Source organism: Variovorax paradoxus (genome assembly GCA_016806145.1).
Lineage (GTDB): Bacteria > Pseudomonadota > Gammaproteobacteria > Burkholderiales > Burkholderiaceae_C > Variovorax.
Map to the genome: position 1 here is coordinate 315,368 of CP063167.1, position 25,256 is coordinate 340,623.

At 71.0% G+C, this 25,256-nt stretch carries 22 protein-coding genes; 9 read left to right on the forward strand and 13 right to left on the reverse strand.

The window, feature by feature from the left end:
- The first annotated feature begins 8 nt into the window (after positions 1-8).
- Positions 9-962 (forward strand): ABC transporter substrate-binding protein, encoded by a 954-nt coding sequence (locus INQ48_32435; GenBank protein ID QRF62262.1) that lies wholly within the window; start codon positions 9-11, stop codon positions 960-962.
- A 22-nt stretch (positions 963-984) separates the two neighbouring features.
- Here the strand turns inward: INQ48_32435 and INQ48_32440 are convergent, their stop codons facing one another.
- From INQ48_32440 to INQ48_32460, 5 genes are read right to left on the reverse strand one after another with little or no spacing between them, the layout of a single operon-like run.
- Entirely contained in the window at positions 985-2,277 is a 1,293-nt protein-coding gene (locus INQ48_32440; GenBank protein QRF62263.1) for an FAD-dependent oxidoreductase, read from the reverse strand.
- A complete protein-coding gene (locus INQ48_32445) occupies positions 2,274-3,125 on the reverse strand; it encodes a fumarylacetoacetate hydrolase family protein (protein QRF62264.1) in 852 nt (283 codons plus the stop codon). Before INQ48_32445 ends, INQ48_32440 begins: the two co-directional genes overlap by 4 nt.
- Positions 3,122-4,753: a bifunctional 3-(3-hydroxy-phenyl)propionate/3-hydroxycinnamic acid hydroxylase gene (locus tag INQ48_32450; GenBank protein QRF62265.1), complete on the reverse strand. Its 1,632-nt coding sequence runs from the start codon at positions 4,751-4,753 to the stop codon at positions 3,122-3,124. Before INQ48_32450 ends, INQ48_32445 begins: the two co-directional genes overlap by 4 nt.
- A 5-nt stretch (positions 4,754-4,758) precedes the next feature.
- Positions 4,759-5,583 (reverse strand): VOC family protein, encoded by an 825-nt coding sequence (locus INQ48_32455; GenBank protein ID QRF62266.1) that lies wholly within the window; start codon positions 5,581-5,583, stop codon positions 4,759-4,761.
- Entirely contained in the window at positions 5,580-6,485 is a 906-nt protein-coding gene (locus INQ48_32460; GenBank protein ID QRF63045.1) for an alpha/beta fold hydrolase, read from the reverse strand. The genes INQ48_32455 and INQ48_32460 overlap by 4 nt, the downstream gene beginning before the upstream one ends.
- A 229-nt stretch (positions 6,486-6,714) precedes the next feature.
- Between INQ48_32460 and INQ48_32465 the strand changes: the two genes are divergently transcribed.
- Positions 6,715-7,659: a LysR family transcriptional regulator gene (locus tag INQ48_32465; GenBank protein ID QRF62267.1), complete on the forward strand. Its 945-nt coding sequence runs from the start codon at positions 6,715-6,717 to the stop codon at positions 7,657-7,659.
- A gap of 3 nt (positions 7,660-7,662) precedes the next feature.
- Here INQ48_32465 and INQ48_32470 read toward each other — a convergent pair whose 3' ends face one another.
- Complete coding sequence (locus INQ48_32470; GenBank protein QRF62268.1) at positions 7,663-8,781, reverse strand: Fic family protein; 1,119 nt, start codon at positions 8,779-8,781, stop codon at positions 7,663-7,665.
- 254 nt (positions 8,782-9,035) lie between these two features.
- Here INQ48_32470 and INQ48_32475 point away from each other — a divergent pair, with 254 nt between their 5' ends.
- Genes INQ48_32475 through INQ48_32490 form a run of 4 tightly spaced genes read left to right on the forward strand, consistent with a single transcriptional unit; the run spans position 9,036 to position 15,690 of the window.
- Positions 9,036-10,928, forward strand: a complete 1,893-nt coding sequence (locus INQ48_32475; GenBank protein ID QRF62269.1) for a GGDEF domain-containing protein — start codon at positions 9,036-9,038, stop codon at positions 10,926-10,928.
- Positions 10,928-11,995 carry a TRAP transporter substrate-binding protein gene (locus INQ48_32480; GenBank protein ID QRF62270.1) on the forward strand — a complete coding sequence of 356 codons (1,068 nt, stop codon included), beginning with the start codon at positions 10,928-10,930 and terminating at the stop codon, positions 11,993-11,995. The genes INQ48_32475 and INQ48_32480 overlap by 1 nt, the downstream gene beginning before the upstream one ends.
- Positions 11,992-15,012 carry an EAL domain-containing protein gene (locus INQ48_32485; GenBank protein ID QRF62271.1) on the forward strand — a complete coding sequence of 1,007 codons (3,021 nt, stop codon included), beginning with the start codon at positions 11,992-11,994 and terminating at the stop codon, positions 15,010-15,012. Before INQ48_32480 ends, INQ48_32485 begins: the two co-directional genes overlap by 4 nt.
- 45 nt (positions 15,013-15,057) lie before the next feature.
- Positions 15,058-15,690 (forward strand): NAD(P)H-binding protein, encoded by a 633-nt coding sequence (locus tag INQ48_32490; GenBank protein ID QRF62272.1) that lies wholly within the window; start codon positions 15,058-15,060, stop codon positions 15,688-15,690.
- Positions 15,691-15,709: 19 nt separating this feature from the next.
- Here the strand turns inward: INQ48_32490 and INQ48_32495 are convergent, their stop codons facing one another.
- Genes INQ48_32495 through INQ48_32520 form a run of 6 tightly spaced genes read right to left on the reverse strand, consistent with a single transcriptional unit; the run spans position 15,710 to position 21,605 of the window.
- A complete protein-coding gene (locus INQ48_32495; GenBank protein QRF62273.1) occupies positions 15,710-17,122 on the reverse strand; it encodes an FAD-binding oxidoreductase in 1,413 nt (470 codons plus the stop codon).
- A gap of 19 nt (positions 17,123-17,141) precedes the next feature.
- Positions 17,142-18,314, reverse strand: a complete 1,173-nt coding sequence (locus tag INQ48_32500) for a hypothetical protein (protein QRF62274.1) — start codon at positions 18,312-18,314, stop codon at positions 17,142-17,144.
- Positions 18,235-18,927 (reverse strand): carbonate dehydratase, encoded by a 693-nt coding sequence (can, locus tag INQ48_32505; protein ID QRF62275.1) that lies wholly within the window; start codon positions 18,925-18,927, stop codon positions 18,235-18,237. The genes INQ48_32500 and can overlap by 80 nt, the downstream gene beginning before the upstream one ends.
- Before the next feature lie 22 nt (positions 18,928-18,949).
- Positions 18,950-19,555: an aldehyde dehydrogenase gene (locus INQ48_32510; protein ID QRF62276.1), complete on the reverse strand. Its 606-nt coding sequence runs from the start codon at positions 19,553-19,555 to the stop codon at positions 18,950-18,952.
- Between the two features lie 8 nt (positions 19,556-19,563).
- Positions 19,564-20,082, reverse strand: a complete 519-nt coding sequence (locus INQ48_32515; protein QRF62277.1) for a phosphonopyruvate decarboxylase — start codon at positions 20,080-20,082, stop codon at positions 19,564-19,566.
- Between the two features lie 44 nt (positions 20,083-20,126).
- Positions 20,127-21,605 carry an aldehyde dehydrogenase gene (locus INQ48_32520; protein ID QRF62278.1) on the reverse strand — a complete coding sequence of 493 codons (1,479 nt, stop codon included), beginning with the start codon at positions 21,603-21,605 and terminating at the stop codon, positions 20,127-20,129.
- Between the two features lie 185 nt (positions 21,606-21,790).
- On the opposite strand from INQ48_32520, the gene INQ48_32525 reads away from it, so the two are divergent.
- The 3 genes from INQ48_32525 to INQ48_32535 are packed head-to-tail and all read left to right on the forward strand — an operon-like array spanning position 21,791 to position 24,326.
- Positions 21,791-22,633 (forward strand): CoA ester lyase, encoded by an 843-nt coding sequence (locus INQ48_32525; protein QRF62279.1) that lies wholly within the window; start codon positions 21,791-21,793, stop codon positions 22,631-22,633.
- Positions 22,630-23,379: an electron transfer flavoprotein subunit beta/FixA family protein gene (locus INQ48_32530; GenBank protein QRF62280.1), complete on the forward strand. Its 750-nt coding sequence runs from the start codon at positions 22,630-22,632 to the stop codon at positions 23,377-23,379. The genes INQ48_32525 and INQ48_32530 overlap by 4 nt, the downstream gene beginning before the upstream one ends.
- 14 nt (positions 23,380-23,393) lie before the next feature.
- Positions 23,394-24,326 (forward strand): electron transfer flavoprotein subunit alpha/FixB family protein, encoded by a 933-nt coding sequence (locus tag INQ48_32535; GenBank protein ID QRF62281.1) that lies wholly within the window; start codon positions 23,394-23,396, stop codon positions 24,324-24,326.
- Here the strand turns inward: INQ48_32535 and INQ48_32540 are convergent.
- Positions 24,323-25,240 carry a LysR family transcriptional regulator gene (locus INQ48_32540; protein ID QRF62282.1) on the reverse strand — a complete coding sequence of 306 codons (918 nt, stop codon included), beginning with the start codon at positions 25,238-25,240 and terminating at the stop codon, positions 24,323-24,325. The genes INQ48_32535 and INQ48_32540 overlap by 4 nt on opposite strands.
- Between the last annotated feature and the right edge of the window lie 16 nt (positions 25,241-25,256).

Sequence of the window (25,256 nt, forward strand, 5' to 3'; positions counted from 1 at the left end):
AGATCCCCATGAAGAATGCTTTCACCGCATTGGCTTTCGCCTGCGCGTCGCTCTGCGGCGGCGCCTCGCAGGCGGCCGAACTCGCCAAGGTCCGCGTCAACGTGCAGACCATCATCGACTGCGTTCCCGTGATCGTCGCGATCCGGCAGGGCTACTTCGCGCAGGAAGGACTGGAGGTCGACACCAGCACCTCGGCCGGCGGCGCCGTCGGCATTCCCGGCCTGGTGGGCGGGGCCTACGACATCGCGCAGAGCAACACGGTGTCGGGCCTGCTGGCCTTCCACCAGGGGCTGGACGTGCAGGCGATCGCGCCGGGCGCCAAGATGCAGCCGCAGGCTCCCACCACCGAGATGGTGGGCCGCAAGGGCGAAACGTTCAGGAGCGGCGCCGACCTCGAGGGCAAGTCGATCGGCGTCAACAACCGCAACAGCATCGTGTGGCTCTATGCCCGTGCCTGGGTCAAGGCGCGCGGCGGCGATCCCGCGAAGGTGAATTTCCGCGAGGTGCCGTTCCCGCAGATGGAGGACGCGGTGCGCCGGCGCAACGTCGACGCGGCCTTCATGGTCGAGCCCTTCAAGAGCGCCGCGGCGCGCCATGCCGAACTGGCCGTGGTGGGCTCGCCCTTCAACGAGGTGCAGCCCGGCGCCGACGCGGGCCAGTACCTGACCACCGGCAAGTACGCCGCGCAGCATCCCGAGAACCTGCGCAAGTTCACGCGCGCGCTGCGCCGCGGCATCGACTGGTACAACGCCAACCTGCGTTCGCCCGAGGCGCTGCAGGTGGTCTCGGACTTCACGAAGCTGCCGGTGCCGGTGCTGCAGCAGATCAACCTGCCGCCGATGCCCACGCAGATCGAGGTGGCGCAGATCCGCAAGACGGCCGAGCTGATGCGCGACAACGGCATGCTCGCGAAGCTGCCCGACGTGGAGCGCTTCGTGAACGTGCCGGCGGCGGGCAATTGAAGCGGGGCGGCCCGACGCCGCTTCAGGCGGTGGGGCCGGGGTCGCGGCGCTCGAGGTTGTCCGCCACCAGGGCCTGCACCTTCGCCACGTCGAGCGCGTGCAGGTCGTCGCCGCCGAGGAAGGCGGCCGCCGCGGCCGCGGCGCCCATCGCCATGCAGGGCCCGATCACGCGGATCGCGCCGAGCGCGAAGGGCTCGGCATCGACGCAGCGGCCGGCCGCGACCAGGTTGCGCAGATCGCGCGCGACCATGGCGCCCAGCGGGATCCAGGTGATGTGCTCGTCGCCGAAGGTCTCCCAGTGCACGCCCTCCTCGCGGCCATGGAACTCGATCGGCCAGGCGCAGCGGCCGATGGCGTCGGGCAACCGTTCGCCGCTGCGCACCTGCGCGGTCGACAGCGTGCGCAGCGCCGCGATGCCGCGCGTCTGCCGCACGCCGGGCTGGCCCACCGACTGGATGCGCGCGCCGCCGAAGGCCTGCGGGAACTCGCCGCGCAGGAAGGCCATGACGCGGTCGATCTCGCTGCGCGCCTCGAGCGCCACGCGCGACATCGCCACGGCATCGAGCGGGGTCTGGAAATGCGTGAGGTTCACCAGGCACAGATCGCGGCCCGGAAACTCGAAGACGAAGCCGTCGCGCCGCGCGAGCCCGTAGCGCGGCGCGGCCTGCTCGAGGCGCTCGATCACGGCGGCGCGCGAGGGCACGGGCCGGCCCAGTCCGACGATCGAGAACATACAGGTGCCATACACGGGCAGCTCGGCCTGCTGCAAGGTGGCACCGGCCAGCGCGCCGAGCGCGGCATCGCCGCTGGCATCGACGAAGCAGCGCGCCGTCACCGACAGCGGCCCATGGCGGGTCCAGGCATCGATGCGCCGCAGCCGATCGCCTTCGCGCTGCGCCTCGGCCAGCACCGCGCCGAGCACCACCTCCACGCCCGCGGCGCGCAGGTGCCTGGCATAGCTGCCGGCGAGCTCGTGCTCGTCGTACAGCCCCACGAAGCTGCGCCGGCCCGGGCGCCATGCGAGCGCGCCGGCCGCCCGCAGGTCCGCCAGCACGTCGCCCGCGAAGCCGTAGCTCAGCTGGTAGGGTGCATCGCCCATCGAGAAGAAACCGCAGAGCGTGCCGATCAAGCCGTTGACCGACTGCCCGCCGATCTGCGCGAGGCTGTCCACCAGCACCACGCGCAAGCCGAGCCGGCCCGCCTCCACCGCCGCCGAGACACCGGCGGCGCCGGCGCCGACCACGCAGAGGTCGGCCTCGAGCACGCGCCGGGACGGCCGGCCCGGCACCGATTCGATGCGCCGCGGCTCCTTCATGCCGCCTCCTTCACGCAGCGGTTGCGCAGCACGCCGACATGGCCGATCTCAACTTCCACCTCGTCGCCTTCGGCCAGCCACAGCGGCGGTTGGCGCTTCGCACCCACGCCGCCCGGCGTGCCCGTGACGACCACGTCGCCGGGCTGCAGCGTCATGAAGGTCGACACGTAAGCCAGCAGCCGCGGCACCGGGAAGATCATCCGGTCGGTGGACGACTGCTGCAGCGCGCGGCCGTTCACGCGCGTCTCGACGGAAACGACGCGGTCGGCCGGCAGCTCGTCGAGCGTCACCAGCGCAGGGCCGAAGGCGCCGGTATGCGGGAAGTTCTTGCCGGGGCCGAACTGGTGCGTGTGGTTCTGCCAGTCGCGCACGCTGGCGTCGTTGAAGCAGCTCACGCCGGCGACGTGTGCCCAGGCCTCGTGCTCGGCGATGCGGCGGCCGGCCTTGCCGATGACCAGCGCGAGCTCGCCCTCGTAGTCGAACTGCGAGGACTCGCGCGGAATGACGAGCGGCGCGCCGTGCGCCTGCAGCGATTCGGCGATGCGCAGGAACACCGTCGGATGCGGCGCGACCGGACGCGCGGTCTCGGCGCGGTGTTCCTCGTAGTTGAGGCCGATGCAGACGATGGTGCCCGGATCGGGCAGCACCGGCAGCAGCGCGACCTGGTCGAAGCGCAGGTCGGGCGCCTCCGCACGCAGGGCGGCGGCGCGCGCGAGCGCATCGGCCGCGATCAAGGCCTTGAGCGTGGGCCATTCGGGCGCGAAGCGGCGGCCGAGGTCGAGCAGGCCGCCGGGAACCTCGAGGCCGTAGGAGGCACGGCCTTCGATGCTGTAGCTGAAGAATTTCATGGAGTGCTTTCGATGGAGCTCAGGAAAAGGGGTGCCCGTGCCGATGCCGCGCCGAGTTCGCCGATGGGCACCACGCGCGACCAGTAGCGGTCGGGCCGCAGCACCAGGGCCTCGGCCTGCAGCGCGTCGAGGAAGCCATCGAGCGCGCCGCTGCCGTCGCGCGTCTGCGCCAGTTCGGCGTTCGCCGCGAACGACAGGAAATCCTCGCGCGCGCGGCGCAGCGCGACCACGCGCAATGGCACGCCGGGCGGTGCCAGCGAGCGGGCGCGGGCGCGGAAGGCCGGCGAATCCCAGCCGATCACCGCGAAGCCGGTGCCGAGCAGGTCGTCGAGCCGGCACAGCGAGCGGTCGGGCAGATCGACCATCGGCTGCGGCAGCAGCTCGGGACGGCAGGCCGGCCGGTCGAGCGGCTGGTGCAGTTCGAACCAGCCGTCGCACAACCGCGGCCTGGGCTTGAAGCGCAGCTGCAGCACGTAGTCGCGCAGCGGCGGCATCAGGCAGGCGACACGCAGCAGCGTCTGCATCGCGGCCGCACCCGCGCGGCTCTTGGGCTGCATGAAGGCGCCGATGCGCAGTGCCATGCGAATCAGCGCCTGCGCATGCGGGCGGCGCTCGGTCTCGTAGCTGTCGACCAGTTCCTCGGGCAGGCCCCAGCGCGTGACGGCCGCGAGCTTCCATGCGAGGTTGGCGGCATCGCGCAGCCCGCTATTGAGGCCCTGGCCCGCGAACGGCGGCGTGAGGTGCGCGGCATCGCCGGCCAGCAGCACACGGCCGTGGCGCCAGCGTTCGGCCACGCGCGCATGGAAGGTATAGACCGCCTTGCGCACCAGCGGCAGCGCGCGGTCTTCGGGATGGCGCGCGGCCATCCAGCCGCGAAAACGCGCTTCGTCGAGCGCGAAGGCATCGTCCTCGCCCGGATGCAGCATGAATTCGTAGCGCAGCGTGCCGTGCGGTCCGGGCAGCCGGATCGCGGGGCGCAGCGGATCGCAGAAGGTCTGGGTATGGCGCAGGCTGCTGGTGCGCTCGGCCAGGTCGACGATGAGCCAGCGCTCGGCATGGGTGTCGCCCTGCAGCCGGATGCCGCAGAGCTCGCGCACGCGGCTGCGCGCGCCGTCGCAGCCGACCAGCCAGCGCGCCTCGACGCGCAGCTCGCCCGCGGGGCCGCGCACCCGGCAGCGCACGCCGCCGCCGTCGCCCTCGTCATCGAAGGACTCGAGCGCGTGGCCGAACAGCACGCGCGCGTCGTCCGCGAAGCGCGCGAGGCCCTCGCACAGCGTGCGCTCCAGCCGCGGCTGGTTGAAGGCATTGCGCTTCGGGTAACCGTACTCCTGGCGCGTCGGCTGGATGCTCGCGAAGGGCTTGCCGCGCCAGGAGAAGTACTGCACGCCATAGCCGAGCACCAGGTCGCGCACCACCGCGTCGGCAAGGCCGGCCGACTGCAGCGTGCGCAGGCTCTCGTCGTCGAGCGTCACGGCGCGCGGCTCGCGCACGGTGGCCTGGTTGCGCTCGATCACGAGCGTGCGCACGCCATGGCCGGCCAGCAGGTTCGCGAGCATCAGGCCCACGGGGCCGGCGCCGACGATCAGCACGTCGGCGCGCAGGGTTGGGGAATCGCTGGAAGTCCGCACGCCGCTCAGCTCCGCATGATCGCCATGCCCCAGCGGTTCAGCGTGCTCGGGTGGTGCGGCCAGAGGCCGGGCTCGCGGTCCTCGGGGCAGGACTCGAGGTCGCAGGAGATCTCGGCCAGGTTGCCGTCGGGATCGGCCACCATGAAGAAGGTGTCGTTGCCCGGCCCGTGCCGACCCACGCCCCAGACCAGCGCGATGCGCTCGCCCGCCATGTGGTCGGCCCAGTCGCGCAGCCGCTCCCAATCGCGCGTCTCGCAGGAGAAATGGTCGAAGCGCACTTGCGGCGCATGGAAGATCGCGAGCGCATGGTGCTCGTGGTCGGTGCGCAGGAAGGCGGCGCGCAGCACGCCTTCGGCATCGCGCACGAAATCGGAGACGACGAAGCCCAGTTCGTCGGCATAGAAGCGCGCAAGGCGCTCGGGGTCGGGGGTGCGCACCGCGTAGTGCTGCAGCCGCGCCTCGGCGCGATCGCCGGGCGACGAGGCCGGTGCCGGTCCGGCGATGAAGCACAGCCGCCGGCCCTCGGGATCGTCGAGCAGGAGCCGTGGTCCCGGCGCGCCCGTCTCCTCGAAGCGCGCGAAGGCGCGGCCCGTGAAGCGCCCGGCATAGGCGCGCAGCGCGGCCTCGTCGGCGAAGCGGAAGCGGCTTTGCGCGAGCTGGTTGGGCGCGCCCTCGCGCAGCGCCAGCACGCGCTGCGGCGCCACGCAGCGCAGCCCGTTCCCGCCCGCGGGCTGCGTCTGGCAGCGCAGGGCGCGCGCGTAGAAATCGGCCGCCAGCGCGGGCTGGGGCGTGGTCAGTTCGATCGCGTCGAGCACGGCACCGAGCGTCATTCGCGGTGCTCCCTCGCGGCCGACGCGGCGATGCCGAGCAGCAGGTCCGCCAGCGCCCGCGGTGCCGTGAGGAAGGGCGAATGCCCGCTGTCGAGTTCGTGCACGCGCGTGCGGTGGGCGGGCACGAACGCGTCGGCATCGGCGATGAAGCGGCGCGCGAGCGACGGCGGCACCGCGTTGTCGCGCAGGCAGAGCAGGTAGTGGCGCTCGATCGCGCCCCAGCGGCGCGCGTCCAGCGCGATCGGCGTGGCCATCGGTGCGAACGGCATGTCGGGCGACAGCAGGTGCAGCGCCGCCTCGGCGTCGGCCTCGGTGGCGTCGTTGTAGAAGGCCTCGCGCAAAGCGGCCCGGTAGGCGCCACCGGTGGCGAGCGGGTCGATGCGGAACGCGCCCGTGGTGGCCGGGTCGCCGAGCAGCACGGGGTTCACGCGCGCGGAGGCCGCTTCGGGCAGACCGAAGTACGCGCCGATCGGCACGCCGGGCCCGGGCATGTTGCCGGCGATGTAGACCAGCGCCGCGATCTTCTCGCTCGCGCGCTCGCCCACCGCATGGAGCACGATGCCGCCCATGCTGTGGCCCGCGAGCACCACGCGCCGATGGCCGGCGGCGCGCAGGGCGTCGATGGTGGCGATCACGCTGTCGGCGTAGTCGTCCAGGCCGACGCCCGCGAGCGGCGACCGCTCGGCGAGCAAGGCGGCCTTCTGGCCGGGCCGGCCGTAGCTGGCGGGAAAGCGCGCGCCGAGCCCGTGGCCGGGCAGGTCGCGCGCCACGGCCACGGCGCCGCCGGCCGCGAGCAGCGGCAGCAGGCGCTCGTAGCACCAGGCGCCGTGCCAGCCGCCGTGCACGAGGACGATGGCGGTTCTGTCGTGGCGGGTCGTGCCGGCGGCCGGGCCGCCGGCCATGGCCACCGAAGCGGCGGCGGCCTTGAACAGGTGTCGTTTGAAGATGTCGGGCATGGTGTGTCGAAGGGTTCGGGCAAGTGTTGATTTGCCCCGCCCCTGCGTCAAACCACCGGCCCGATTCCTAGAATTGCGTTTTGCAATAGGCGCGGGACGCGCGGCGGGCAACCATCGCCGCATGCCCGAGCGCCGCGCCCAGCCCCTTCCGTCCTCCGACCGATCGCACACGCCCATGTCCAAGCTCGACCTCGAATGGCTCTCGGTGTTCGACCGGGTCTACGAGACCCGCAGCGTCTCGCGCGCCGCGGAGCATCTCGGCATCGCGCAGGCGACGGCCAGCATCGCGCTGAACAAGCTGCGCGCGCATTTCGACGACAAGCTGTTCACGCGTACGCCCTCGGGCATGCAGCCCACCGCCCGCGCGAGCGAGATCCTGCCCTCGATCCGCAAGGTGCTCGAGCTGCTCGAGCAGACCCAGAGCGAGCGCATCGCCTTCGACCCGCAGGCCTCGGCGCGCGTCTTCCGCGTCGGCATGACCGACATCCGCCAGGTGGTGATGCTGCCGCTGCTGGTGAACCGGCTCAAGCAGATCGCGCCCGCGGTGCGCATCGAGGCCGAGACGATCTCGAGCGACAGCCCGCGGCTGATGGAGGAAGGCCGGCTCGAGCTCGCGATCGGCTACATGCCGCAGCTCGAGGCCGGCTTCTTCCAGCGCACGCTGCTCGACGAGGGCTTCGTCTGCCTGGTGTCCGAGCGCCATCCGCGCATCCGCAAGCGCATCGACAAGCGCGCCTTCCTCGCCGAGAACCACATCCTCGTCACGATGTCGGGCACCGGTCCGTCGATCGTCGAGCGCACCCTCGCGGCGCTGAAGATCAAGCCCGGCATCGGGCTGCGCGTGCCGAGCTTCCTCGGCGTGTCGCGCATCGTGGCCGAGACCGAACTGCTGGTGGTGGTGCCGCGCAGCCTCGGCGAGGCCTTCGCGGAAAGCGAGAAGCTGCGCGTGCTCGAATCGCCGATCGCGTTCCCGCCCTACTCGGTGCGGCTGCACTGGCATGAGCGCCAGCATGCGGATCCGGGCAACGTGTGGCTGCGGCAGCTGGTGGCGCAGATGTTCGCGCGCGACGAGCGGCTGCCGGCCACGGCGAGCGGGAAACGGGCCGCGGGTGCGCGTTGAGGCTCAGGCGTCCATCAGCTCATAGCCGGTACTGCGCCCACCTCCCGCCGACTTCTTCAGCACCCCCAGCGCCAGCAACTGCGTGATGTCGCGCAGCGCCGTGTCCGGCGAGCACTTGGCGATGGCCGCCCACTTGCTGCTGGTGAGCTTGCCCTCGAAACCGTCGAGCAGGCGGTTGAGCAGCTTCGCCTGGCGCTCGTTCATCGGCGTGCCGGCCCAGCGCTGCCAGAAGCGGGCCTTGGCCAGCACGCCGTCGAGCGTGAGCTGCGCGCTGGCGGTGGCCCGGCCCAGCGTGCCGAGGAACCAGGCCAGCCATGCGGTGACGTCGAGCGACTCCTTCTGCGTGCGCTCGAGGATGTCGTAGTAGGCCTTGCGCTCGCGCTGGATCTGCGCCGACAGGCTGTAGAAGCGCTGCCCCGCGCCATCGGCGCGGGCGAGGAACAGGTCGCCGACGGCGCGCGCGATGCGGCCATTGCCATCGTCGAAAGGATGCAGGGTGACGAACCACAGGTGCGCCAGGCCCGCCTTGAGGAGGGCGGGTTCGTCCGTCTCCCGGTTGGCCCAGGCCAGGAAAGCGTCCACCTGCGCGGGCAGCGTGTCCGCCGGCGGCGCCTCGAAGTGGACCTTGCGCCGGTTCACCGGGCCCGAGACGACCTGCATCGGACCGGCCGCGTCGTCGCGCCAACGGCCCACGTCGATCTTCGACAGGCCCGAGTAGCCGGTCGGGAACAGCGCCGCGTGCCAGCCGAACAGGCGCTCGGCGGTCAAGGGCTCGCCGCTGCGCGCGCTCGCGTCGAGCACCATCTCGACCACGCCTTCCACGTGCCGGTCCACGGGCGCCAGCGCGCCGATGTCCAGCCCGAGCCGACGCGCGATGGACGACCGGACCGAGGCCACGTCGAGCAGCTCGCCCTCGATCTCGCTGGTCTTGACCACGTCGTCGGTCAGCGCCGCCAGGCTGGCCTGGTCGCGCAGCGCGAGCCTCACGTCGGCCAGTCGGCCCAGCAAGGTGCCCTGCGAGCGGCTGACATCGGCCAGGGGCTGGACCAGGGCCGACAGGTCGTAGCGCCATCGCGGCCAGTCGCCGGCCTGCCAGATGTAGAGGTTTTCTCCGCTATCCATGCGGAGATTAGACGCCGGATTCGCCGCAGTGGCAACTTATTCACCGCAGAATGTGCGGTGAATTGGCCGCGCAATCTCCGCGCGGGAGCCCGGGAATGGGCTCGAAACCGCCTGCCTCTGGAAGACTCCCGAACCGTTCGTCGGCCACCCGTGGCAACCAGGCCACGCCCCGGCCCACCCACCGAAGTCCGTAGGACACAATTGCAAACTTCTTCATTCATGCCGCCTGGCAGCGGCGCGTCTCCGTTCGCCCCATGTCCCTGGAATCCGCGTTCGTCCGGTCTCGCGCCTTCGAGGATGAGGACGGACCGGCACGCCCACGCGCCGCGCACTGCGCGCCCCGGCACTGGCTGCTGGCGCTGTGGCTGCTGTTCGCCGCGCTGACGCCGGCCCTGGGCGCGCCGCCGCCCGACACCCGAGCGCCGGTGCTCTCGCTCGCGCGCCAGGCCGCCGGCCTGCCCGCGGTGCTGCAGCTCCAGTTCTTCGAGGACACGACCCGCGCCCTGAGCATCGACGAGGTCCGCACCCCGGCCCAGGAAGCGCGCTTCACCCTGCCCGACCAGCCGCTGCGCGGCCAGGAATCCGACCGCGTGCTGTGGTTCAAGCTGCAGATGCAGCTGCAGGACCCGGCCGATGCGGCGCGCGAATGGCTGATGCTGGTGCCCACGGTGTCGACGCGCGACATCCGCTTCTACGGCCCCTTCGACACCACCGGCCACGCGCTGGCCGAGCCGGTGGTCACCGGCATGCGCCACCCCTGGGCCACGCGGCCGGCCGCCTCCGAGCAGATGGCCTGGCGCTTCGAGCTGCCGGGGCCGGGCGTCTACACGGTGTACTTCCGCGTCGAGTCGACCTTCGCGCGCATCTACGACGTGACGCTCTGGGACCCGGCGGACTACCTGCAGTCGACGCAGGACAAGCGCATGTTCGACGGCGTGAGCTACGGCCTGCTGCTCGGGCTCACGGTCTACGGCCTGGTGCTGTTCGTGGTGTTCGGCGAGGCGCTTTACGCCTACTACATGCTGGCCTGCCTCTGCGGCCTGCTGGCGCTCGCGAGCATCAACGGCCATGCGCTGCGCTATCCGTTCGCCCACTGGCCGGCCGGCGCCGGCTTCGCCTACACGGCCGGGCCGGCGCTGTGGGCGCTGTGCAAGCTGCAGTTCGGCCGGCGGCTGTTGCGGCTGTCGCACTTCGCGCCGCTGCTCGACCGGCTGGTGCAGGCCTTCTCGGTCGCGCTGCTGCTGGCCATTCCCTACGCGCACTGGGGCGCCCATCCGCTGATCACCTTCCGGCTGGTGCAGATGTCGGTGGTGGCCTCGACGGCGGTGATGGTGATCGGCGCGATGTTCGCGATCCGCCGGCGCTACTGGCCGGCCGTGCTCTATTGCATCGGGGTCGGGCTGCTGCTGGCGGGCATCGGCGCGATCGTGTTCGCGAGCTGGGGCTGGATCGAATGGGCGCCCGGCCAGATGAACGTCTCGCAGGCGGCGCTGGTGGCCGAGCTGGTGGTGTTCGCGGTGGCGATGGCCTCGCGGCTGCGGCTGGTGCTGCGCTCCGAGCAGGCGCTGACGGCGCGCACCCAGCAGCTGGTGGAAGCGCTGGGCACCGACGCGCTGACCGGCGCCGCGAGCCGCGCCGGCCTGGAGAGCCGCGGCGAGGAATGGCTGCGCAACGGTCAGCCCTTCGCGCTGATGCTGCTCGACCTCGACGGCTTCAAGGAGGTCAACGACGGCCACGGCCACGCGGTCGGCGACGCGGTGCTGGTGCAGACGGTGGCGCGGCTGCGCTCGCAGCTGCGCGCGAGCGACACGGTGGCGCGCCTGGGCGGCGACGAGTTCGCGATCCTGGTGCCGGGCCGGCCCTCGCGCGAGGCGCTCGCGCAGATGGCGCGCCGCATCGTCGACGCGGGCCTGCAGCCCATCGAGGCCGATGGCGCCGAGGTCTCGGTCGGCATGAGCCTGGGCATCGCCTGCAATCCCGAGGACGGCCGCACGCTGGCCCAGCTGCTGCGCTGCGCCGACCAGGCGATGTACCGCGTCAAGCAGCAGCGCCAGGGGCCGGGCTTCGCCTTCTACGCCGACACGCACACGGGCCCGGCGCGGCCGACCCAGGCCGGGCCGCTGGCCGGCGGAACGGGTCTCGCCTGATGCGCCTGCTCGCCGCGCTCGCCCTGCTGGCATCGCTGGCCTGCCAGGCACAGGTCCCGTCTCCACCGCCGTCCCCGGCGGAAGCCCCGGTGCAGCGCCTGCGCATCGTCGGCGGGCTCGGCGGCATCACGCAGTACACGCGCCACGAGGAGAACTTCTGGGCCCGCGAGCTCGCGGCGCTCACCGGCGGGCGCTACAGCGCCAGCATCGTGCCCTTCGACCGCGCGGGCGTGCCGGGCCAGGAGATGCTCAACCTGATCCAGCTCGGCGTGGTGCCCTTCGGTACGGCGCTCATGAGCCAGATGGCGATGCAGTTCCCCGAGCTCGGCACGCCCGACATGGCCGGGCTCAACCCCGACATCGCGACCCTGCGCCGGGTGGTCGCGGCCTTTCGCCCCTATCTCGCGGCCACGCTGCGCGAGCGCTACGGCGCCGAGCTGCTGGCGATCTACATCTACCCGGCGCAAGCCGTGTTCTGCAACCGCCCGGTCGCGCGGCTGGCCGACCTCGCGCAGCGGCGCGTGCGCGTGTCGAGCGCCACGCAGGCCGACTTCATCCGCGCGCTCGGCGCCACGCCGGTCTACACCGAGTTCGCCGAGATCGTGCCGAACCTGCGCTCGGGCAACACCGACTGCGCGATCACCGGCACCATGTCGGGCCACACGCTGGGCCTGCACGCGCTCACGAGCGCGCTCTACACCATGCCGCTGAGTTGGGGCCTGGCGGTGTTCGCGGCCAACCGCGAGAGCCTCGAGGCGCTGCCGCCGGACCTGCGGGCGGTGCTGCGCCAGGAGCTGCCGAAGCTCGAGGCCGCGGTGTGGGCCGAGTCCGAACGCGAGACCACCGAGGGCATCGCCTGCAACACCGGCGCCGACGCCTGCAGCAAGCCGGTCCGCGGCCGCATGACCGCGGTCGCGCCCACGCCGCAGGACGACGTCCGGCGCCGCGAGATCCTCGCGACCCGCGTGCTGCCGGCCTGGCTGCAGCGCTGCGGCCCGGTCTGCGCGCAGGTCTGGAACGACACCGTCGGTCCCGTGGTGGGCCTGCGCGCCCCGCTCGCGCGATGACGCAGCGCTTCTCGCGTCGCGTCGCCGCCGTGGTCTACGGCGTGGCGCTGCTGTTCCTCGGCACGCTGGGGACCGTGGCCGCCAGCATCATCTGGGAGGCGCGCGCCAAGGCGATCGAGAACGCCGAGACCCAGGCCATGCGCTTCGTCGGCGGCTCCGAGGCCGCGCTCAACCGCGCGCTGCTCAGCATCGACATGCTGCTCGCCGGCGCCGGCGAGCAGCTGCGCGCCGTGCCGCGCGAGCGCCTCGCCGAGGAGGCGGCGCGGCCCGAGGTGCAGCGGCTGATCGTCAACCTGGTGCGGCAGAACCTGCTGGTGCGCTTCGTCGCCTTCGTCGACGCGGACGGCACGCCGCTCGCCTCCTCCGACCGCCGCGGCGCGCGGCTGCCGATGGCGCTGCCCGAGGGCTTCGCGCGCTCGGTGCTGGCGCAGCCGCTGTCGACCATGGCCGTGAGCGCGCCGATCGCCAGCCCGGCCACGCTGCAGAAGGTGGTGTTCTTCGCGCGCGCCGTGCCGCTGGCCGACGGCAGCCGCGTGCTGGCGGTGGCCGAGGTGCAGATCCCGCTGCTGGCCATGGTGACGATGCAGGGCGCGGCGATCCCGGGCCTGGAGATCACGCTCGAGCGCGATGCCGGCCCGCTGCTGGTGAGCGTGCCGGCGCGCGACGACCTGCTGGGCCGGCAGCTCGAGCCCGCGCTCAGCGAGCAGACCAGCGACGGCAAGCCGGTGCGCATGGCCGCGCGCCTGAGCGGCGTGCCCGCGATCCTGGTGGCGCGCCCGACGCTGCACCGCAACCTGCTGATCGTCGCGAGCATCCCGCTCGACGCGGCGCTGCGCGACTGGCGCCAGGAGCGCGACCGCATCGCCTGGACCGGCGTGGTCATCGGCGCGCTGATCCTCGCGATCGCGGCCTTCACCCACCTGCAGCTGCGGCGCCAGTGGCAGTCGCGGCAGGAGCTGGTGCGCTCCAAGGCCACGCTCGACCAGGCGCTCGAGTCGATGATCGGTGGCTTCGTGCTGCTCGATGCCGAGGACCGCGTGCTGGCCTGGAACCACAGCTTCGTCGCGATGTTCCCGTGGGTGCGGCCGCTGCTCGCGCCGCAGCTGCCGTTTCGCGAGCTGATGACCGAGACCGCGCGCCACGTGGTGCACGAGGGCGGCCCGCCCGGCTGGCTGGCGCTCAACATGCCGCAGCTCGCGCAGGACCATTCCGAGCAGGAGGCGGTGCTCGAGGACGGCCGCGTGCTGCACGCCACGCGCAGCCGCACGCCCGACGGCGGCACCGTCTGCGTCTACCAGGACATCACCGAGAAGCGGCGCCACATGGCCGCGATCGTCGAGAGCAAGGCGCAACTGCAGGCCACGCTCGAGGCGCTGCCCGACCTGCTGCTCGAGGTCGGCCTCGACGGCATCTGCCACGGCCACCACGCGCCGCGCGTGCCGCTGCCGGGCATCCAGGTCGAGCAGCCGGCCGGCCGCCGGCTGCAGGAGCTGCTGCCGCCGCAGGCGAGCGCGGAGGTCATGGCGGCGCTCAAGGAAGCCAACCAGACCGGGCGCTCGAGCGGGCGCCAGTTCGAGCGCCGCTACGCGCGCAGCAAGGCCTGGTTCGAGATCTCGGTCTCGCGCAAGGCCAGCGGCGCGCAGGCCGATCCGCGCTTCATCGTGATCCTGCGCAACATCACCGAGAGCAAGCAGGCGGCCGACGAGGTCGAGCAGCTCGCCTTCTACGACACGCTCACCGGCCTGCCCAACCGGCGCCTGCTGGTGGACCGCATCAAGCAGGCCGTCGATGCCGCGCCGGGGCGCTCGCGCTGGAGCGCGCTGCTGTTCCTCGACCTCGACAACTTCAAGACCGTGAACGACGCGCACGGCCACGACACCGGCGACGTGATGCTCAAGCAGGTGGCCAAGCGCCTGACCGCCTGCCTGCGCCGCGGCGACACCGTGGCGCGGCTGGGCGGCGACGAGTTCGTCGTGATGCTGGCCGAGCTGCACGAGCGGCGGCTGATCGCGACCTCGGAGACCGAGGCCATGGGCGCGGCCATCCTCGAGCAGCTCAACCGGCCCTACCAGCTCGGCGGCCAGCAGCACCACAGCACCTGCAGCATCGGCGTGTCGCTGTTCGACACCGCCGACGCCTCGCTCGACGAGGTCATCAAGCAGGCCGACATCGCGATGTACTACGCCAAGACCGCCGGCGGCAACGCGCTGCGCTTCTTCGAGGCCAGCATGCAGACCAGCATCACCGCGCGCGCGGCGCTGGAGAACGAGCTGCACGCGGCCGTCGAGCAGCGGCAGTTCGTGCTGCACTACCAGAGCCAGGTCACGAGCGAGGACCGCGTGGTCGCGGCCGAGGTGCTGGTGCGCTGGCAACATCCCACGCGCGGCCTGCTGGCACCCGGCGAGTTCATCGCCGCGGCCGAGGACACCGGGCTCATCATCCCGCTGGGCCTGTGGGTGCTCGAGACCGCCTGCCGCCAGCTCGCGGCCTGGAGCGAGGACCCGCGCCGCGCGCACCTGCAGCTGTCGGTCAACGTGAGCGCGCGGCAGTTCCGCACCGACGACTTCGTCAAGCAGGTCGCCCGCGTGCTCGAGCGCACCGGCGCCGATCCGCGCCAGCTCAAGCTCGAGCTGACCGAAAGCCTGTTGCAGTTCAAGGTCGCCGACACCATCGCCAAGATGAAGACCCTGGCCGGCATGGGCATCCAGTTCTCGATGGACGACTTCGGCACCGGCTTCTCGTCGCTGTCGTACATGATCCAGTTGCCGCTCAACCAGATCAAGGTCGACAAGTACTTCGTGCACGGCATCGGCCTCAACCCGAAGGTGGAGCTGGTGATCCAGACCATCATCGGCATGGCGCTCAACCTCGAGCTGCAGATCGTGGCCGAGGGCGTGGAGACGCAGGCGCAGCGCGAGTTCCTCGAGCGCCACGGCTGCCACCTCTACCAGGGCTACCTGTTCGGCAAGCCGAAGGCGCTGGAAGCGTACGAACATGACCTGGACGCACAGGCCTGATCGGGCCGCACAATGGCCCGCGGTGAACCACGCGAGGCGATCGACATGAAACTGTTGCTGTTGGGTGCGACGGGATTGGTGGGCGGCCGGGCACTGCAGCTCGCGCTCTCGAACGACGCCTTCTCCGAGGTGATCGCGCCGACGCGAACGCCGCTCGCGGCCCACGCCAGGCTGGTGAACCCGGTCGCCTCGAAGCTCGAGGACCTGGTGCCGGCCTGCATCGCGCACCGGCCCGATGCCGTCGTCTGCGCGCTGGGCACGACGCAGGCCAAAGCCGGTTCGAAGGAGGCCTTCCGCCACGTCGACCACGAGCTGCCGCTCGCCTTCGCCCAGGCCGCGCATGCCGCCGGTGTCGGCACCTTCGCGATCGTCACGGCCATGGGCGCGTCGGCCAGCTCCCTCTTCTTCTACCCGCGCATCAAGGGCGAAGTGGAACGGGACATCCGCGCCATCGGATTCCGCTCGCTGACCATCTGCCGCCCGAGCCTGATCGGCGGCGAGCGCAATGAAGAAAGGCGCGCGGAGGGCATGGCGCTGACCTGGGCGCGGCGCCTGGGGCCGCTGCTTCCGGCGCGCTGGCGCGTCAATCCGGCAGCGGCCATTGCCGCGGCGCTGCTCGACGCGGCCATCGCCGCGAAGCCCGGCTGCCACTTCATCGCCTCCGACGCCATGCATTGAGCGGCAAGCTGCCGCGTGTTCAGTCGAGCTCGAGCAGCCGCCCGGGGTTCAGGAGGTTGCGGGGATCGAGCGCGCGCTTGATGTCCCGCATCAGCGCCAGCGCAACGGGCGACTTGGTCCTTCGCAGCTCCCGCACCTTCGACTGCCCGATGCCGTGCTCGGCCGAGATCGATCCGCCGTAGGCGGCGACGCCGTCGTAGACCACGCGCGAGATCAGCGCCGCCTGCGCTTCATCGAAAGTGCTCGCGCCCGGCGGGCCCTGGATGTTGTAGTGCAGGTTGCCATCGCCCACATGGCCCAGCGTGATCAGGCGGATCGCGGGCAGCGCGTCGCGCAGCGCGCGGTCGGTGGACTCGAGAAACGCCGGAATGCGCGAGATCGGCACGGCGATGTCGTGCTTGAGGTTCGCCCCCTCCTTGGCCTGCGCCAGCGGGATCGACTCGCGCGCATGCCAGAGCCGGTTCGACTGGTCGATGCTCTCGGCGATCACCGCATCGGTGATGACCTCGCGCTCCATTGCCTGCTCCAGCAACTGGTCGAACAGCGCCCGTGCCTGCGCTGACGAGCCCTCGGCCGATTGCTCGATCAGCACGCACCAGGGCGTGTCGCCGGAGAACGGCCCCTTGAAGGCCGGAAAGTGCAGCGCGACCAGCGCGAGCGCCTCGCTCCCCATGAGCTCGAAGCCCGAGAGCGAGGCGCCGAGCCCCTCGCGCGCCAGCGCGAGCAGTTCGAGCGCCGCCGCCGCCGACGGCACCGCCACCCACGCCGTCGATTGCGCGACGGGACGCGGGAACAGCTTCAAGGTGGCCGCGGTGATGACGCCCAGCGTGCCTTCGCTGCCGATGTAGAGGTTGCGCAGGTCGTAGCCCGTGTTGTCCTTGCGCAGGCCCGACAGCCCTTCCCAGACACGGCCATCGGGCGTGACCACTTCCAGGCCCAGGCACAGGTCGCGCGCATTGCCGTAGCGCAGCACCTGCGTGCCGCCGGCATTGCTCGCGAGGTTGCCGCCGATGGTGCAGCTGCCTTCCGCGGCCAGGCTCAGGGGGAACAAGAAACCGGCGGCCGCCGCGGCCTCCTGCACCGATTGCAGGATGCAACCGGCTTCCACGGTGAGCGTCTGGTTGCGCCGGTCGAGCCCGCGCACGCGGTTCAGGCGCGCCGTGCTCAGCACCAGCTGCGTGCCCGAGTCGTCGGGCACCGCGCCGCCGACCAGTCCGGTGTTGCCACCCTGGGTCACGACGCTCACGCCAGCGGCGGCGCAGGCCGCGAGCGTCGACGCGACGCCGGCGGTCGTGTCCGGGCGCGCCACGGCCAGCGCGCGCCCGCGGTAGATGCCGCGCCAGTCGGCCTCGTGGGCCGCCAGGTCGGCGCCGAGCACCTGGGTCGGCCCGACCACGGACCGCAGATGGGCGATGAGGTCGACGGGGTTCATGCGGACTGCACCCAACGCGTCACTCGGGCTTGATGCCGGCGGCCTTGATCAGCGGGCCCAGCCGGTCCATGTCCGCGCGCAGGGCGCGCGAGAGCTGCTCGGGCGCGCCGCCGAGGATCAGCGCACCGTCTGCCTCGAGCCTGGCCCTCACGTCGGGCGTGCGCAGCGTCTCGTTGAGCCTGGCGTTCAGCACCGCGACGATCGCCGCCGGCGTTCCGGCCGGTGCCACGATGCCGTACCAGGTCAAGAGCTCGAAGCCCGGGAAGCCGCTCTCGGCGATGGTCGGCACGCCCGGCAGCGCGGGCGAGCGCTGCGCCGAGGTGACGGCGATGCCGCGCACCTTGCCGCCGTCGATGAAGCCGCGCATCGTGACGCTGGTCCCGACCCAGGCGTCGAGCCGGCCGCCGAGCATGTCCGGCATGCCCTGGGCGATGCCGCGATAGGGAATCAGGTTGAACTTCGCGCCCGACTGCTTCTGCAGCAACTCGGTCGCCAGCAGCGGGCTCACGGTCGGATAGCCGATGCTCACCGAGCCCGGCTCCTTCTTCGCCTTCGCGATGGCGGCCGCGAGATGGGCCGCGCCGCTGGCCGCGTCGACCGTGAACACATAGGGCGTGGAGGCGATCAGCCCGATCGGCTGGAAGTCCTTCACCGGGTCGAAGGCCAGCTTGTCGTAGAGCGACGGGCTCAGCGCGATGTGATCGGTGAGCGTGAGGCCGAGCGTGTAGCCGTCGGCCTTGACTTGGCCACCGCCTGCAGCGCGATGTTGCCGTTGGCGCCGCCGCGGTTGTCGATGATGACGCTGGTCTTGAGCAGCTCTCCGAGCGTCGGCGCCAGCACGCGCGCCAGCTTGTCGCCGCCGCCGCCCGGCGGGAAGGGAACGATCAGGCGCACGGGCTTGTCGGGGTAGTCGGTGTCGGCGCGTGCCCGCAGGCCGAAGGTGAAGGCGAGCGCGAGGCCCAGGAGGCTCGCGGCGGCGAGGCCGCGGCCCTTCGTGTTCGGTGTGCGCTGGATGGGGCCCATGGGATGTCTCCGGTTGATCGTTGTGTGGCGGGCAGCCGCGCCCCGGCCGCTGGCAGTCCGGCGGCAGGCGTTCTCGCGGCGGCGGAAAATCAGTTCGTCTCGACGGCGGCTTCCGGCACGCGGGCCGGCGCCTTGTGGCGCGATCGGATCGACGCGATCGCGCACGCATGGAAGCGCTCGATGTCCTCGGGGCGCCCCACGGTCATCTCCAGGTCGTTGAGCCAGCCGTTGTGCAGCCCGTAGACCCAGCCATGCACCCTCAGCGGCTGGCCGCGGCGCCAGGCGTCCTGGACCACGCCGGTACGGCAGACGTTGAGCGTCTGCTCGACCACGTTGAGCTCGCACAGCGCGTCCAGCCGCCGCTCCTCGGGCACCTCGTCGAACCAGGCCGCATGCTTCTCGAGCACGTCGGCCACATGGCGGATCCATGCGTCGGCGATGCCGATGCGCAGGCCCCGGAGCGCCGCGCCCACACCGCCGCAGCCCGAGTGGCCCACCACGATCACGTGCTCGACCTTCAGCAGGTCGACCGCGTACTGCACGACCGCGAGGCAGTTGAGGTCCGAATGCGCCACCACGTTCGCGACGTTGCGGTGCACGAAGAGCTCACCGGGCTTCAGGCCCACGAGCTCGTTGGCGGGCACGCGGCTGTCGGCGCATCCGATCCACAGGTACTTGGGTGCCTGCTGGCGCAGCAGCGACGAGAAGAAGCCGGGTTCGCTCGTCTCGACCTCGCTCGCCCAGTCGCGGTTCTTCGCCAGCAGCTTGCTCAGCGCGTCCATGGTCTGCGCGGGGCCGCGGGCCTCAGACGTGCGCTTCGGCGCCCAGCAGCGCGGTGCGAAAGCGGCTGCGCAGGAACGGGCCGTCGCGCGGCGGCAGCGCCGTCGGCGCGGGATCGGTCGTGACCTTGATGGTCGCGAGCACCGGGCCCTGGCCGTTGAGGATCCTGTCGACCGCCTCCTCGAGCTCCGCGGCCGTGCGCACCGTCAGCGCCTGCGGGAAGCCCGTGGCCTTGGCCACCTCGGTGATGTTGACGCCGCGGCCCGCGTGGGCCGGCTGCATGCCGGTCTCGGCGTAATGCTCGTTGTCGATCACGACGACCGTGAGGTTCTCGGTGCGGTCGACCGCGGCGGTCGCCAGCGAGCCCAGGCCCATCATCATCTCGCCGTCGCCGACGAACACGATGACGCGCTTCTTCGGCTGCGCGCGGGCCAGGCCCAGGCCCACCATCACGGCGCCGCCCATCGCGCCCCAGAGGTAGAAGTTCTGCGGACCGTCGCCCGCGGCGGCCACGTCGAAGGTCGGGTTGCCCAGGCTGGTGATGGCCAGCGCCTCGCCCCGGTCGCGAAGGATGCGCGCCACCACTTCGCGGCGATTCAGGACGGCTTGGTTCTTGGCTGTGGATGACATGGCGATGCTCACTTGTTGAAATTCTTCGTGCCGATGACGCGCTGTCCGATCAGCACCGCGACGCTGCGCCCGGTCTGGTAGGCGAACTTCGCGCCGGCGAGCACGGTGGGCGGAACCTCCTCGGGCGTATCGGCGCGGTACACGTACACGCCCGAGTCCTCGAGCACCGCCTGCGTCGACTTGCCCATCGCGACCTGCCAGGGGTTGAACTCGCCCCACTCGCCGCGCATCGTCACGACCATGAACAGCGGCATGCGCGTCTCGTGCTGCAGCGACAGCATGTTGATGCAGTTGCCGACGCCGCTGGACTGCAGCAGCAGCACGCCGCGGTCGCCGCCGAGCCAGGCACCGCCCAGCATCGCGACGCCCTCCTCCTCGGTGGTGAGCGATACCGCGTGGATCTCGGGGTCCGCCTCGCACAGGCGGATCAGCTGGCTGTGGCCCGCGTCGGGGACGTAGGCGACCTGCCGGACGCCGAGGTTCTTGAAGCCTTCGAAGATTTGCTGGGGCCAATCGATGGTGGACATGGGAGTGGGTGGGGTGGTGAATGATGGAAAGAAGGGATCGATGCTCAGCGCATGACGAAGGGGTTGGCCGTCGCCGCGCCGGTGTTGATCCAGACGCTCTTGGTCTGCAGGTATTCGTTGATCGCGTCCATGCCGTTCTCGCGGCCCAGGCCCGAATCCTTGTAGCCGCCGAACGGCGACATGAAGCTCACGGCGCGGTAGGTGTTGATCCACACCATGCCGGCCTGCAGCCGCTCGGACATCCGGAACGCGCGGCCCATGTCGCGCGTCCACACGCCCGAGCCGAGCCCGAAGCGCACGTCGTTGGCGATGCGCACCGCATCGTCCTCGTCCTTGAAGCGGATGATCGAGAGCACGGGGCCGAAGACCTCCTCCTGCGCGATGCGCATGCCGTTGTCGACGTCGCCGAAGATCGTCGGCTGCACGAACCATCCGCTGCCGCAGGCCTCGCCCGTGGCGGGACCGCCGCCGAGCAGCAGCCGGGCGCCCTCGTCCTTCGCGATCTGGATGTAGCTCAGCACCTTGTCGTACTGGGGCCGCGTGGTCACCGGGCCGACCTGGGTGTCCATCGACATCGGGTCGCCCATGCGCGCGGTGCGCGCCAGCGCCAGCAGGCGCTCGACCACCTCGTCGTACACCGCGTCCTGCACCAGCAGGCGCGAGCCCGCGATGCAGGTCTGGCCGGTGGCGGCGAAGATGCCCGAGACCGCGCCGTTCACGGCGTCGTCGAGGTTCGCGTCCGCGAAGACGATGTTGGGCGACTTGCCGCCGAGCTCCAGGCTCACGTGCTTGAACTGGCGCGCGGCCGCCTCGTTGATGGCGCGACCGGTGGCGTCGGCGCCGGTGAAGGTGATCTTCGCGACCCGCGGATGCTCGACGAGCGTGGCGCCCACCTCGCGGCCGAAGCCCGTGACCACGTTGACCACGCCGGCGGGAAAGCCCGCCTCCTCGAACAGCCGGGCGAACTCCAGGCTTGACGCGGACGTGAACTCCGAGGGCTTGATCACCACCGTGCAGCCCGCGGCGAGCGCGGGGGCGATCTTCCACGTGGCCAGCAGCAGCGGCGAGTTCCAGGGCGTGATGGCGGCCACCACGCCGAGCGGCTCGCGGCGCGTGAAGTTGAAGTAGCCCGGCTTGTCGAGCGGCATCACGCGCCCCTCGACCTTGTCCGCCAGCCCGCCGAAGTAGTAGAACCACTGGGGGATGTAGTGGAGCTGCCCCAGCATCTCGGCCAGCAGCTTGCCGTTGTCGCGCACCTCGATCTCGGCCAGCCGGCGCGCATCGCGGGCGATCAGGTCGCCGACGCGGCGCAGCAGCGCACCGCGCTCGGTGGCCGTGAACTTCGACCACGGGCCCTCGGTGAAGGCCCGGTGCGCCGCCTGCACGGCGGCGTCCACGTCGGCCGCGCTGCCCGAGGCGATCTCGGCCCATGCCTCGCCGGTGTAGGGGTTGTGTGTTTCGAACCAGGTGCCGCCGAGGGGGGCGGCTTCCTGTCCGTCGATCCAGTGTGAGTAGCGTTTCATATCGGTGGACGAAGCTTCCTACATCGATGCGCGCGGCGCCATTTGCGATTCGCAAACAGGCACTTCAGAAGTGCTCAAGACGACCCGGCCGGTGTTTGGCCACGCGAAATGGCGGCTTGTGGAACCGCAAATTGCGCGGTGCGTACGCGCTGGGCATCCTTCATGGCGAACTCACTCGCGAAACCATGACACTGTCCCAACGCTCCTTCCTCTTCGTGCCCGCGAACCGTCCCGACCGCTTCGACAAGGCGCTGGCCTGCGGCGCCGATGCCGTCGTCATCGACCTCGAGGACGCGGTGCCTCCCGAGAACAAGACCGAGGCGCGCCATTCCGTGGCCGCCTGGCTGGCGGCCCACCATCGCGTGATCGTCCGCATCAACGCAGCCGACACGCCGTGGTTCAAGGACGACCTGGCGCTGGCCCGCCTGCCCGGCGTGGCCGGGATCATGCTGCCGAAGACGGAGCGCATCGACGAGGTGTTCAGCGTGTCGTGCATCGGCGCGGGCACGGCGGTGTTTCCGATGATCGAGACCGCCGCCGGCCTGCACAACGTCCACACCATCGCGCGGGCGCAGGGCGTGCAGCGGCTGGTGTTCGGCTCGATCGACTTCCAGCTCGATCTGGGCATCTCGGGCGACGAGCTCGAGCTGCTGCCCTACCGCGCGCAACTGGTGATGGCCTCGCGCCTGGCCCGGCTGGGCGCGCCGATCGACGGCGTCAGCACCTCGATCGACGACCAGGCCGCGCTCACGGCCGACACGCTGCGCTCGCGGCGGCTCGGCTTCGGCGCCAAGCTGTGCATCCATCCGAAGCAGGTGGGCGCGGTGAACGCGTCCTTCTGCGCCACCGCCGAGGAACTCGCCTGGGCGCGCCGCGTGCTCGAGGCGGCCGCGCGGTCGGCGGGTGCCGCCGTCGCGGTGGACGGCAAGATGGTGGACCGCCCCGTGATGATGCGTGCCCAGGCGATCGTGCAGGAAGCCGGCGAACGCGCATTGAAGCTGGCCGGCACGGCGGGAGCGCAGGCATGAAGGCCTTCGTCGCGGTCAAGCGGGTCGTCGACTACAACGTGAAGGTGCGCGTCAAGAGCGACGGCACGGGCGTGGACATCGCCAACGTCAAGATGAGCATGAACCCCTTCGACGAGATCGCCGTCGAAGAGGCCGTGCGCCTGAAGGAGAAGGGCGTGGTGACCGAGGTCATCGCCGTCTCGTGCGGCGACGCCAAGTCGCAGGAAACCCTGCGCACCGCGATGGCCATCGGCGCCGACCGCGGCATCCTGGTCGAGACCTCGGAAGAGCTGCAGCCGCTGGCCGTGGCCAAGCTGCTCAAGGCGCTGGTCGACAAGGAACAGCCCTCGCTCATCATCCTCGGAAAGCAGGCCATCGACGACGATGCCAACCAGACTGGCCAGATGCTGGCCGCGCTGGCCGACCTGCCGCAAGCCACCTTCGCCTCGAAGGTCGAAGTCGCCGGTGACAAGGCCAACGTCACGCGCGAAGTCGACGGCGGCCTCGAGACCGTCTCGCTCACGCTGCCGGCCGTCATCACGACCGACCTGCGCCTCAACGAGCCGCGCTACGTGACGCTGCCCAACATCATGAAGGCCAAGAAGAAGCAGCTCGACACCTTCAAGCCCGAGGACCTCGGCGTGGACGTCAAGCCGCGCCTGAAGACCCTCAAGGTCTCGGAACCGCCGAAGCGCGGTGCCGGCATCAAGGTGCCCGACGTGGCGACCCTGGTGGACAAGCTGAAGAACGAAGCCAAAGTGATCTGAGGAAGACAACGAACATGACCGCACTCGTCATTGCCGAACACGACCACGCCAGCATCAAGCCGGCCACCCTCAACACCGTGACCGCCGCGTTCGCCTGCGGTGGCGACGTCCACGTGCTCGTGGCCGGCGCCAACGCGGCCGAAGCCGCCAAGGCCGCGGCCCAGATCGCTGGCGTCACCAAGGTCATCGCGGCCGACAGCCCTAGCCTCGCCGAGAACCTGGCCGAGAACGTCGCGGCGCAAGTCCTTGCGATCGCCGGCAACTACAGCCACATCCTGTTCCCCTCGACCGCCAACGGCAAGAACGTCGCGCCGCGCGTGGCGGCCAAGCTCGACGTCGCGCAGATCAGCGACATCACCAAGGTCGACAGCCCCGACACCTTCGAACGTCCGATCTACGCGGGCAACGCGATCGCCACCGTGCAGAGCAGCGATGCCACCAAGGTGATCACCGTTCGCACCACCGGCTTCGACGCCGCAGCCGCCACCGGTGGCAGCGCAGCGATCGAAACCGCCGAAGGCGTGGCCGACAGCGGCAAGAGCAGCTTCGTGGGCCGCGAGGTCACGAAGAGCGAGCGCCCCGAACTGACGGCCGCCAAGATCATCGTCTCGGGTGGCCGCGCGCTGGGCAGCGCCGAGAAGTTCACCGAAGTGATGGCCCCGCTGGCCGACAAGCTCAACGCCGGTCTCGGTGCCAGCCGCGCAGCCGTCGACGCGGGCTACGCGCCGAACGACTGGCAAGTGGGCCAGACCGGCAAGATCGTCGCGCCGCAGCTGTACATCGCCGCGGGCATCTCGGGCGCGATCCAGCATCTGGCCGGCATGAAGGACTCCAAGGTGATCGTGGCGATCAACAAGGACGAGGAAGCACCGATCTTCTCGGTGGCCGACTACGGCCTCGTGGCCGACCTGTTCACGGCCGTGCCCGAACTCGCGAACGGAATCTAGGCGTCCGATGCGCGCCTGGCCGACAGCGCGTCGGCCTTCAGCAGCTCGACCAGGTCGCGCGCGAAGCCCGGCAAGGCTTCGAGGCTGCGAAAGCAGATCTGCAGGTTGCGCAGGGCCCAGTCGTCCTCGAGCTGGACGACCTGGACCGCCATGTACTGCCGGTAACGCTCGGCCGAAGTGCCCGGCATGATGCTGATGCCGACGTTCGATTCGGTCATCTTGCAGCAGGCCTCGAAGTTGCCGACCTGGATGCGCGGCTTGAGCACGCGGTTCATGTCGCGCGCGATCTGGTTCAGGAACGAATGGATCGCCGTGCCCTCGTTGAGCACCACGTGCTCGTACTCGAGGGTCTCGGCGAAGGGCACCGGCGAGCGGGCCGCCAGCGCATGGCCATCGGGCACCACCAGCACCAGCCGGTCCTCGCGATAGGGCACGACCTCGAGCCCCTCGGTGCGCACGCGCCCCGAGACGATGCCGATGTCGGTGTGGCCGTCGGACACCGCGCGCACGATGTCGCCGCTGCCGCGCTCGCGCAGGTCGACGTTCACGTCGGGATGGGTGATGAGGTAGCGGCTCATCACGGCCGGCAGGAAGTCGGTGATGGCCGTCGTGCTCGCGAACACGCGCAGATGGCCCTTGATGCCGCTGGCGTACTCCTGCAGGTCGTTGCGCAGGTGTTCGAGCTGGCCGACCACCAGGCGCGCGTGATAGGCCAGCGCCTGGCCCGGCGGCGAGAGGGTCACGCCCTGGCTGCTGCGGTACAGCAGCTTGGTGCCCACGCTCTCCTCGAGGTTCTTGACGCGGATGCTCGCCGCCGAGACCGACATGAACGTGGCCTCGGCGCCGCGCGTGAGGCTGTTGGCCTCGGCGATGGCCAGGAACAGCCGCAGGTCTACCAAATCGAAATGGATCATCTTGCTTTCCGACGTT